Origin of the sequence: uncultured Vibrio sp., from assembly GCF_947488985.1 — a bacterium.
In the GTDB taxonomy this organism is placed as follows: Bacteria; Pseudomonadota; Gammaproteobacteria; order Enterobacterales; family Vibrionaceae; genus Vibrio.
Genome location: NZ_CANLBV010000035.1, coordinates 24,795 through 35,526, shown reverse-complemented (window position 1 = coordinate 35,526; position 10,732 = coordinate 24,795). Strand labels below are relative to the sequence as shown.

Annotated in this window: 10 protein-coding genes and 1 pseudogene; 8 read left to right on the top strand and 3 right to left on the bottom strand. The window is 44.0% G+C overall.

Features of this window, described 5'->3' with window-relative positions; translation table 11 throughout:
- Window positions 1-156, top strand: a pseudogene (locus Q1A70_RS10110) (ISAs1 family transposase); the annotation flags it as partial.
- Between the two features lie 59 nt (window positions 157-215).
- Here Q1A70_RS10110 and mutH read toward each other — a convergent pair.
- The gene (gene mutH / locus Q1A70_RS10105) at window positions 216-881 is read right to left on the bottom strand and encodes a DNA mismatch repair endonuclease MutH (RefSeq protein WP_299690129.1); all 666 of its coding nucleotides are present in this window, start codon (window positions 879-881) and stop codon (window positions 216-218) included.
- 618 nt (window positions 882-1,499) lie between these two features.
- Here mutH and rppH point away from each other — a divergent pair.
- From rppH to Q1A70_RS10080, 5 genes are read left to right on the top strand one after another with little or no spacing between them, the layout of a single operon-like run.
- Complete coding sequence (gene rppH / locus Q1A70_RS10100; RefSeq protein WP_299690132.1) at window positions 1,500-2,018, top strand: RNA pyrophosphohydrolase; 519 nt, start codon at window positions 1,500-1,502, stop codon at window positions 2,016-2,018.
- A gap of 2 nt (window positions 2,019-2,020) precedes the next feature.
- On the top strand, window positions 2,021-4,270 hold the full coding sequence (ptsP, locus tag Q1A70_RS10095; protein ID WP_299690136.1) for a phosphoenolpyruvate--protein phosphotransferase: 2,250 nt from the start codon (window positions 2,021-2,023) through the stop codon (window positions 4,268-4,270).
- Window positions 4,271-4,278: 8 nt separating this feature from the next.
- On the top strand, window positions 4,279-5,070 hold the full coding sequence (locus tag Q1A70_RS10090; RefSeq protein ID WP_299690139.1) for a sulfite exporter TauE/SafE family protein: 792 nt from the start codon (window positions 4,279-4,281) through the stop codon (window positions 5,068-5,070).
- Between the two features lie 57 nt (window positions 5,071-5,127).
- Window positions 5,128-5,949: a prolipoprotein diacylglyceryl transferase gene (gene lgt, locus Q1A70_RS10085; RefSeq protein WP_299690142.1), complete on the top strand. Its 822-nt coding sequence runs from the start codon at window positions 5,128-5,130 to the stop codon at window positions 5,947-5,949.
- A 9-nt stretch (window positions 5,950-5,958) separates the two neighbouring features.
- Window positions 5,959-6,810, top strand: a complete 852-nt coding sequence (locus Q1A70_RS10080) for a thymidylate synthase (protein WP_299690145.1) — start codon at window positions 5,959-5,961, stop codon at window positions 6,808-6,810.
- Between the two features lie 426 nt (window positions 6,811-7,236).
- Here Q1A70_RS10080 and Q1A70_RS10075 read toward each other — a convergent pair whose 3' ends face one another.
- Window positions 7,237-8,382 (bottom strand): Na/Pi symporter, encoded by a 1,146-nt coding sequence (locus Q1A70_RS10075; protein ID WP_299690148.1) that lies wholly within the window; start codon window positions 8,380-8,382, stop codon window positions 7,237-7,239.
- Between the two features lie 388 nt (window positions 8,383-8,770).
- On the opposite strand from Q1A70_RS10075, the gene nhaR reads away from it, so the two are divergent.
- Window positions 8,771-9,661, top strand: a complete 891-nt coding sequence (nhaR, locus tag Q1A70_RS10070; protein WP_299690151.1) for a transcriptional activator NhaR — start codon at window positions 8,771-8,773, stop codon at window positions 9,659-9,661.
- A 101-nt stretch (window positions 9,662-9,762) separates the two neighbouring features.
- Window positions 9,763-10,056 (top strand): metalloregulator ArsR/SmtB family transcription factor, encoded by a 294-nt coding sequence (locus tag Q1A70_RS10065; RefSeq protein ID WP_299690154.1) that lies wholly within the window; start codon window positions 9,763-9,765, stop codon window positions 10,054-10,056.
- A 190-nt stretch (window positions 10,057-10,246) separates the two neighbouring features.
- Here Q1A70_RS10065 and rpsT read toward each other — a convergent pair whose 3' ends face one another.
- Window positions 10,247-10,507 carry a 30S ribosomal protein S20 gene (rpsT, locus tag Q1A70_RS10060; RefSeq protein WP_012603273.1) on the bottom strand — a complete coding sequence of 87 codons (261 nt, stop codon included), beginning with the start codon at window positions 10,505-10,507 and terminating at the stop codon, window positions 10,247-10,249.
- Window positions 10,508-10,732 lie beyond the last annotated feature (225 nt).

Below are 10,732 nucleotides of genomic sequence, written 5' to 3'. Positions count from 1 at the left end.
ACGTTAGATGGTGCAGTAGAAAATATAGCGTTGTTTAGACGCTTTGTAATGAACATGCTGAAGCAATGTGATTGTGGTGCGCCAAGCCAAAAAGTGAAGTTGAAGAAAGCGGGTTGGAACGATGATTATCGGGCTCGAATCTTCTTTGGGTTATAAATTAATCAAAGTATGCTCGCGCCCTGGGATAGTTAGTATGTCGATGTAGTAATAAAGATCTATGCGTAGTGGTCAGTCAGCAATTTGTGGGTGAATTGAGTTCGTAGATAGAAACCTCGCGGCTTGGTTTTGATCGGTTTACCACTAGCACCATAAGCTTCTGTTAATACGCGACTGTTGGCAGCTTTAGGGCGTAAATGTAACGCTTCGCCGTGTCTCGCTGTTATCTGTTCAACATTGCCCAATACGATCAGCTCCATCAGCTCTTCCCAATCTCTTTTTAGGATTTCATTTTCAGCAGCGCTTGGCGTCCACAGTAGCGGTGATCCAACACGCCTTTCTGATAATGGGAGCTCTCTTTCTCCCTCGACAGGGATCCATAACACTTTAGACAGCTTATTTCTGACGTGGCTGGTTTCCCAAGTTATGCCTTGCACACCCATTAACGGAGCGACACAAACAAAGGTGGTTTCGAGTGGCTTGCCAGAATACCCAATCGGAATGCTTTTTAGCTCGATACCGAGTTTGGCAAAATCTTGCTCCGGTTTACTGCCCGCAGGTGCGCCTAAGTGCCATTCCAACAGTTGCCCAACCCAGCCTTTATCTCGCTTGAGGTCGTTTGGCACCACCATCTCGGCTTCTTCGGCGAGCTCTTTGAAGGTCATTCCGGCAATGGCATATGCTCTGTTAAGTAGCTCTTGTTGTGTTTGTGGTTCTGGTTTCATAATCAAAGGCGTGTTTAAAAAAACAATTTTACCAGAAGTTATCATCATTTGACGACTGATTAAGAAATGATCACCTCATTAGGTTAGAGATCAAAAATAGGGTTATCCACAGGAGATGAAGGGAAATAATTGAAAGATTAATTTAATGTATAAATAAACAGGGGTTTATGGTAAATAAAATGCTTGCTAAATCGTCTTCAAAGTGAGTGTTTCACTTGCTCGTGTGGATAAACACCGGAGTGGTTGATATTTAATCATGTGTTTTTTTTGAAAGATCTTTGACTCTGGTTCTGTTTATAAAATGAGGTTTGTTTGGTTTATATATCTGTTTTTATTGGTTTTTATTTTTATTTTTCTCGGTTGTGATTTTGAGTGTTGATGAATCTATGGATTAAGAGAAACGATTATTAGCAATTCTTCACATAGTTATTCACAGAAAAGGTGAATAAATGAGGTCTATGTCTCATTCTTATGTGGGTAACTAGGAATTGAGCGAAACGCCTTCATATTATTAGATAATATTCATAAATATAGTGTTTATCACGCCACTAAGTTTGCTCCTATTGGGGATATGTGGAAAAATCAGAGTAATTAAAAAATTAGACTAGAGGTTAGCCAGTGATAGATGGCGATGGTTACCGATTAAATGTTGGTATTGTAATCTGTAACAACCATGGTCAGGTCTTCTGGGCTAAACGATACGGGCAACATTCATGGCAATTCCCTCAAGGGGGAATCGATGAAGGTGAAACTCCGGAACAGGCAATGTACCGCGAGTTATATGAAGAGGTTGGCCTTACTAAAAAGGATGTAAAGATCGTTGCGGCAAGTCGTCATTGGTTACGCTATAAGCTACCTAAACGGCTGGTTCGGTGGGATTCTAAACCTGTCTGTATTGGACAAAAACAGAAGTGGTTTCTTTTGCGCTTAGATTGCGATGAATCGCGTATCAATATGCAGCGTGGAAGTACACCTGAATTTGATGGTTGGCGTTGGGTGAGTTACTGGTACCCAGTTCGACAAGTAGTTTCTTTTAAGCGTGATGTTTACCGTCGAGCGATGAAAGAGTTCGCTTCTATGGCGATGCCGTTTAAAGAGCGAAAAACAAAAGGAAAACGCAAATTGCGTAGAGGTTAAGCATGCTCAGTCAACTAAGGGAAATAGTTGAACACGTATCAAGAGTTGAAGATGTGTCGACAGCTCTAGATATTTTGGTGAAAGAGACATGCAATGCGATGCAGACGGAATGCTGCACCGTGTATTTAGCCAATAATGATATGCAGCGCCTTGAGTTGATGGCAACTCAAGGTCTTATCTTTAAAGGCAATAGTATCCACATTGGCTTTGATGAAGGCCTGGTTGGTCTTGTCAAAAGAAGTGCAGAACCCATCAACCTTGCACAGGCATCTAAGCATCCTGCTTATAAATTTTTTCCAGAGCTTGGAGAAAATATCTATCACTCTTTTCTTGGTACGCCAATTATCCATCGCAAGCAAGTGCTTGGTGTGTTGGTTATTCAGCAAAAGTCCCCTCGTTTATTCAGCGAGATGGAAGAGTCTTTTCTAGTTACGCTCTCAGCCCAGCTTGCGGTTATTGTCGCGCATGCCCAAACTCAAGGCCATTGGTTACTTGAGCAACAAAAGCTGCCAGCGACCAAAGGTATTCCTGCATCATCGGGTGTAGCGATTGGCGATCTGTGGTGGGACAACACCCAGCCGGACTTAACAGATGTGTATCCTGCATCGACCCTCGATGTAGAAAGAGAGCACGAGCTATTGGCGGTGGCCGTCGAAAATGCACTCAATGATTTTAAGCGTATGCGAAAGCGCTTGGACAGCGAAATCAATAAAGATGCGTTAGCGATATTTGATCTGTTTACTCATTTGCTCAATGACCCGATGCTACGTAAGGATCTTAAGAGTCAGATCCAAAAAGGTGACAAAGCCGATTGGGCATTAAGACAGGTTGTTGAGAGCTACTCCAACCGTTTTGCTCGTATGTCAGATGTGTATCTTCGTGAGAGAGCACAAGACATCCGCGAGCTTGGGCAAAGGCTGCTCTATTTCCTCCATAATTCTGAACATGAACTCCGCACGTTAGATAAGCCGATTATCCTGGTCGTTCGTGAGTTAACGGCCTCTGTATTGGCATCGATTCCTAAAGAAAAGTTGTTGGCTGTGATTTCATTGGAAGGGGCAGCCAACTCTCACGCCGCGATCTTATCTCGTGCTTTGGGTATTCCTTCTGTGATGGGAGTGAGTATAAATCTCGCTCAGGCCAATGGTAAACAAGCGATTGTTGATGGCTATAGCGGTGAGATCTTTATTGAGCCGACTCAGGGTTTACTCGTTGAATATCAAGGATTGGTACTAGAAGAGAGCGAGCTCTCCTCGATGGTCAACCGAGAGTTATACTTACCCGCTAAGACGCAAGACAACCAGCAGATTGAGATCCTGCTTAATGCTGGCTTGAGCGCTGACACCAACATATCGATCAATCAAGGAGTAGATGGAGTCGGGCTGTACCGAACGGAAATTTCTTTCTTGTTGCAACAAAGGTTTCCGTCAGAGGACGAACAATTCAAACAGTATCGTTCTGTGCTGGCAAGTTATCCTAAGAAGCAAGTGGTGATGCGTACGCTCGATATCGGTGGTGACAAGGCATTGCCTTATTTCCCTATCGAAGAGGACAATCCATTCCTTGGTTGGCGTGGTATTCGCTTTACGCTCGATCATCCTGATATCTTTATTATTCAACTGCGTGCAATGCTGCGTGCAAGCTGTGATAGCCAGAATTTGAGTATCTTACTGCCGATGATTTCTGGTGCTCAAGAGTTAGACGATGCCATTCAGCTTATTGAGCAAGCTTACGATGAAGTACGTGAGCTCGATCCCCGGGTACGGATGCCTCGGATTGGTATCATGATTGAAGTGCCGTCAATGCTTTATCTGCTACCGCTAATCGCGCATAAGGTCGATTTTGTTTCAGTAGGCACCAATGACTTAACCCAATATTTATTGGCCGTTGATAGGAACAATTCCCGCGTCTCTGATGTCTATGAATCCATGCACCCTGCGGTGATCATGGCATTGAAGCAAATTCATGATATATGTCAGCAGCATCAATTGCCGGTCTGCATTTGTGGTGAGCTCGCTGGTGATCCGATGGGCGCACTGCTGCTGATCGGGCTAGGGTATGAAACGTTAAGTATGAATACCTCAAATGTAGCGCGAGTAAAGTACTTGATCCGTCAGTCTAGCCTGTGTGAATTGCAGGATTTAGCAAATAGCGCACTTTCAAAATCATATGGTGGTGACATCTATAGTATGATGCTCAATTATTTTGAAGAGCATGGTTTTACTGGCTTCATACGAGCTGGTAAGAAATAGGATTAAACATGCCATATGAACTAATAGGCTTGTTAGCAGGTCTTGGGGCTGTTGTTGGTGTTTTAGCGGGCTTGCTGGGCATTGGCGGTGGTTTACTGGTGGTTCCTGCCTTACTTTTTTTGCTGCCTAAAGCGGGCATCCCTCAAGAGTTTGCTATGCAAATGGCATTGGCGACTTCGCTATCAACCATCATTGTTACTTCAGGATCGTCTGCGATTAACCATTTAAAATTGGGTAATGTAGAAATCTTTGTTGTTAAGTGGCTAATTCCCGGAGTAGTGATTGGCGGTTTCCTCGGGGCTTTTGTCGCCGATGTGATCCCGGCTCAATATCTGCCAAAAGTATTTGGTGTCATCGTGTTAATGTTGGGGTTGCAAATGCTGTTGTCGATTCGCTCTAAGAGTCAAAAAGCCATGCCGGGCTCAACGAAGACCATGTTATACGGTGGTGGTATTGGTTTGGTCTCAAGCTTAGCGGGGGTAGGAGGTGGGTCGTTATCGGTGCCTTTTCTTAGCCAGCATGGCGTAGAAATGCGTAAGGCCGTCGGTTCATCCTCGGTGTGTGGTTGTGTTATTGCGATTTCGGGTATGTTGGGATTCATTTGGCATGGTTCTGCCGTTGAAGACCTGCCTGCGTATAGCTTAGGCTATGTTTATCTGCCTGCGTTAGTGGCAATATCTTGTACTTCCGTGCTGACGACACGAGTGGGAGCAAAACTGGCCACTCAGCTGCCAACCCCCGTACTCAAGAAATTCTTTGCGGTATTTTTAGTGTTTATAGCAGCTACGATGCTGCTGTAGTGTGTTTTCTGTTAGCTATTGAGTTAACCGTTATTTAATTTAGATAGAGAGCCAAGTATGTCTCAGGGTTTTATCGAATTCCCAAGTATCGATCCTGTTCTTGTTGAACTAGGACCAATCTCAGTTCGTTGGTACGGCCTAATGTACCTCGTCGGTTTTATTTTTGCCCTTTGGTTGGCGAATCGTCGAGCTGATCAGCCCGGTAGTGGTTGGACCCGAGAGCAAGTCTCAGACTTATTGTTTGCTGGCTTTCTAGGTGTGGTGCTGGGGGGGCGTATAGGCTATGTGCTGTTCTATAATTTTGATCTGTTCCTTGCTGACCCGCTTTATCTCTTTAAAGTATGGACCGGCGGTATGTCTTTCCACGGTGGTTTACTTGGTGTGATTACTGCAATGTTCTGGTACGCCAAAAAGAATGGTCGTACCTTCTTTGGCGTCGCCGACATGATTGCTCCCTTGGTTCCGTTCGGTTTAGGTATGGGGCGTTTAGGTAACTTCATGAACAGTGAGCTTTGGGGACGTGTGACTGATGTGCCTTGGGGGGTCGTATTCCCGAATGGTGGCCCGTTGCCTCGTCACCCGTCTCAGCTTTATGAAATGGCGCTGGAAGGCATTGTACTGTTCTTTATCTTAAACTGGTTTATCAAAAAACCTCGCCCTCTTGGTTCTGTATCTGGATTATTCCTCGCAGGGTATGGCGGATTCCGCTTCTTAGTCGAGTACGTACGTGAGCCTGATGCCCACCTAGGTCTGTTCGGTGGGTTTATCTCTATGGGACAAATCCTGTCACTGCCAATGGTTATCATCGGTGTGCTGATGGTAGTGTGGGCATATAAGCGCGGCCACTACAAAGACGAATTACCACAACAAACGAAGTAAGGAATTGGTGTGAAACAGTATTTAGACCTCTGTCAGCGTATCGTTGATAATGGAACCTGGATTGAAAATGAACGCACAGGTAAGCGCTGCCTCACCGTGATCAATGCGGACCTTGAATATGATGTTGGTCATAACCAATTCCCATTGGTCACAACGCGTAAAAGTTTTTGGAAAGCCGCCGTTGCAGAGCTACTTGGCTATATCCGTGGTTACGATAATGCGGAAGACTTCCGCAAGCTAGGCACCAAAACTTGGGATGCGAACTCGAACCTGAACGAAGCATGGTTGAATAACCCTTACCGCAAGGGTGAAGATGACATGGGCCGTGTTTATGGTGTTCAAGGTCGTGCATGGGCAAAGCCTGATGGCGGTCATATCGACCAACTGAAGAAGATTGTTGATGATCTAACGAACGGTATTGATGACCGTGGTGAGATCTTAAACTTCTACAACCCAGGCGAGTTCCACATGGGGTGTTTACGTCCTTGTATGTACAGCCATCATTTCTCTCTGCTTGGCGATACCTTGTATCTCAACAGCACTCAGCGCTCTTGTGATGTTCCATTAGGTTTAAACTTCAATATGGTTCAAGTGTATGTATTCCTTGCAGTCATGGCGCAAATCACGGGTAAAAAAGCGGGGGTGGCTTACCATAAGTTGGTGAATGCTCATATCTATGAAGATCAACTGGCACCAATGCGTGATATCCAATTAAAGCGTGAGCCTCTCGCTAGACCAACGTTTCATATCAACCCAGAGATTAAGTCTTTAGAAGACTTGGAAACTTGGGTGACGATGGATGACTTTTGGGTTGAAGGCTACGAGTGCCACGAAGCGATTAAATACCCATTCTCGGTGTAATCTAACCCACTTTGTTTGATTGAAAGGCTGCCTCTGCGCAGCTTTTTTTGTCTCTAAATTATAGTGGCGAGTAACCGGGATTCGAGATGCGAAGATCAGGAGCAGATGCGAGTAAACGGGATTAGGGATACGAAAAGCTAGGAGTAGAAGCGAGTAAATTAAATTAGGAATACGAAAAACATATCTAGATTTGAGCCGGCGATATACCAAATACGACTATCACAGTTCGTGTTTTTCGCTACTCGCTTACCCGTATCTCTAATCTGCTTCTGGCTCTTCGCTACTCGCTACTCGTTCACTCACATCCCGTATCTGCAGTACAGAAAAGAAAAAGCCCGCAAACCATAGGTTGCGGGCTTTGTTATAAGCGATGTGTTTTATTTACGGTTAGCTATCTAATGGTTTAGCTATAAGCCGATTCAGCGATTAAGCCGTTAGAGACAAGATGGTACCCGGCAATACAAGGAATAATGCCACAAGGTAGCCAGCCACTACAGCTTTGTTCTTCACAGCCATGTCTGAAATCAAGTCAGCTGCTTTAACTGGTAGTTCACGTAGGAACGGGATACCGAAAATGAATACCGTTGCCATGATGTTGAACACTAAATGCACAAGAGCAATTTGCAGTGCAAAGACGGCGAACTCACCAGAGACAGCTGTTGCAGCAAGTAGCGCGGTAATACATGTACCGATGTTTGCGCCCAGAGTGAATGGGTAAACATCACGTACTTTAAGAACACCTGAACCTACTAGCGGAACCATTAAGCTTGTCGTCGTTGAAGAAGACTGAACAAGGATAGTAACGATAGAGCCAGAAGCGATACCGTGGATAGGGCCACGACCGATTGCGTTCTTTAGAATCTCGCGAGCACGGCCAACCATTAGGCTCTTCATTAGCTTACCCATTACTGTGATAGCTACGAAGATAGTCGCGATACCAAGAACGATAAGCATGATGCCGCCAACAGTGTCGCCAAATGTTGATAGAGGCTCTTTAATCGCACTGACGACAGGTTGAGTGATTGGCTTGATGAAGTTAAGACCCTTCATGCTCATATCACCTGTAGCAAGCATCGGCGATACCAACCAATGAGAAATCTTCTCTAGAATACCAAACGCCATCTCAAGCGGCAGGAAGATAATAACGGCTAAGAGGTTAAAGAAGTCGTGAATCGTTGCACTGGCGAATGCACGCTTAAACTCATCTTTACAACGAACGTGACCCAAGCTAACCAGTGTATTAGTTACCGTAGTTCCAATATTGGCACCCATGACCATAGGAATGGCTAGCTCAACAGGTAAACCGCCAGCCACAAGACCAACGATAATTGAAGTCACAGTACTTGATGATTGAATCAGCGCTGTGGCGACCAAACCAATCATTAAGCCGGCAACAGGGTGTGAAGCAAATTCAAAAAGAACCTTTGCTTGTTCGCCTGTTGCCCATTTGAAGCCTGTCCCCACCATTGATACTGAAAGTAATAGTAGGTAAAGCATGAACGCCAAGTTAGCCCAGCGTAGCCAGCGAGTAGTGCTCGTTATAGGCGCTGCTGCAGTAGTAGCTTGGTTCATAATGTTTTCTCCATTGGACCGTTTTAGTCTGTTGTGGTCTGTTTGTTTAATCTGAGCACGATGTTAGAGGTGGAATATTTCAGTAATATTACATTTTTGCTTAGGCGGCGATTTTTTGTGATGATTGACTCTTTAAAGATTATTTTTTGGAATGTGTCTGATTTAACTTATTGTTTAGTATTGCTTTTATTTCTTTGTTGGATAGGTGGTGTAGATAATGAAACTGATAAAAAAGTTAAAATGACTGGTTGAAATATGACATTGTTAAATCTTATATTTCGGATAAAGGGGTTGTTTTTCCTTTTTGGTTTCGGTTTTTACGAATATATTGAGAGGGGGGAGCATATTTGGTATAAAAGGATATCTACTCTTTTATTACGGCACATCTATGTCGCACCTCAACTATAACCATCTTTATTACTTTTGGATGGTTTGTAAGCAAGGCTCTGTTACTAAAGCCGCTGAAGCACTATTTCTCACACCACAAACGGTGACAGGTCAGATAAAAGCGTTAGAAGGGCGTATGGATGGCAAGTTGACCAAGCGCAATGGGCGCAGTGTTGAGCCAACAGAGCTTGGTCAGTTGGTTTTTAAATATGCCGATCGTATGTTTGGCCTGAGCTACGAAATGCTGGATATCGTGAATTACAGCCAACATTCCAATATTTTGTTTGATGTTGGTGTTGCTGACGCGTTGTCTAAAAGACTGATCAGTAAGATATTGATGTCGACGACACCTCCAGATAACAGCATTCATTTGCGTTGCTTTGAATCAACCCATGAAATGTTACTTGAGCAACTCTCGCAGCATAAGCTGGATATGATCTTGTCAGATTGCCCAGTTGACTCTAGCCAAAGCCCAGGCTTATTTAGTAAGAAACTGGGCGAGAGTAGCATGAGCTTTTTCTGTTCGGGCAAAGTAGAGAACGCGAGTTTCCCCGCCGTATTAGAACAAAGAAAACTGCTGCTCCCTGGTAGCCGAACCTCAATGGGGCGTAAAGTACTGCAGTGGTTTGATCGACAAGGACTCAAACCTGATATTTTAGGTGAGTTTGATGATGCCGCATTGATGAAAGCTTTTGCACGCTATCATCACGATGCCATTTTCTTAGCCCCAACCATTTATATGTCTGAGATTAAAAAAGAGACATCGCTGCAATTGCTGGGCGGTATTGATGAGCTCAAAGAGGAGTATTACGTTATCTTTGCCGAGAGGATGATCCAGCACCCTGCGGTAAAAAATGTATGCGACGCAGATTTTAGCAAATTGTTCGAGTGAGTTAGTTTGTTAATCAATTGATATCGATTATCATCACTCTACAATATGTCGTAAATTCGGATAGCCCGTAGTTGGCGTAAGAAGTCGTAGGGAGCCAAACTATGAACGTAAAAGAGATGGAGAAGAACTCGGCACAAGCCGTGATTCTACTTAAAGCGATGGCCAACGAGCGTCGTTTACAGATTTTATGCCTATTGCATGATACTGAGCTGTCGGTTGGGGAGCTATGTAGTAAGTTGGAATTGAGCCAGTCCGCTTTATCTCAACATCTTGCTTGGTTGAGAAGAGATGGTTTGGTCGAAACTCGCAAAGAAGCTCAAACCGTGTATTACACTTTGAGCAGCGAGCAAGTAAAAACAATGATTAACCTACTGCATGGCATGTATTGTAAGTAGCTTAGTACTGGTACTTTATTGCCGCTAGATGATGGTTTGTTATTCGTTTCATTGTCTATCGGTGAGTGACATAACGATCAGTAAGCTCACTCGCTATCAGTTAACCAAATAATAGCCTTACTCAAAATTTAGATATAAAAAAACCGGCCGAGGCCGGTTTTTTTCGTTTTGCGTTGTAATCAAATATCTATTAAAGAGCTTTGATTGCAGCAGCGAAACGAGACTTATGACGTGCAGCTTTATTCTTATGAATAAGGCCTTTAGTCGCCATGCGGTCTAGAAGAGGTGTAACTTCTACAAGAGCAGCAGTTGCAGCTTCTTTATTGCCAGCTTCAATAGCTGCAATAGTTTTTTTCATGTAAGTGCGCATCATAGAACGACGGCTAGCATTGTGCTGGCGACGTTTCTCAGCTTGGATAGCGCGCTTCTTAGCAGATTTACTGTTTGCCAAGGTCTAACTCCCAAAAACTTAGTTCGGTGACAATTTAAGGGCGAGGACTATCCCTCATAGGCGCTCAATTGTCAAATGATTTGTGCAAAAACCAATCTCAGCCAAAACAAGTTTTGGTATGGAAAGGTCATCGCGGTTAAGATGGCGGGGATTCTAACAGCATTTTTAGACCAATGCTAATAATTATGCTTCTAAGGACAGGATAGTATTTATCCTTGCTTGAAA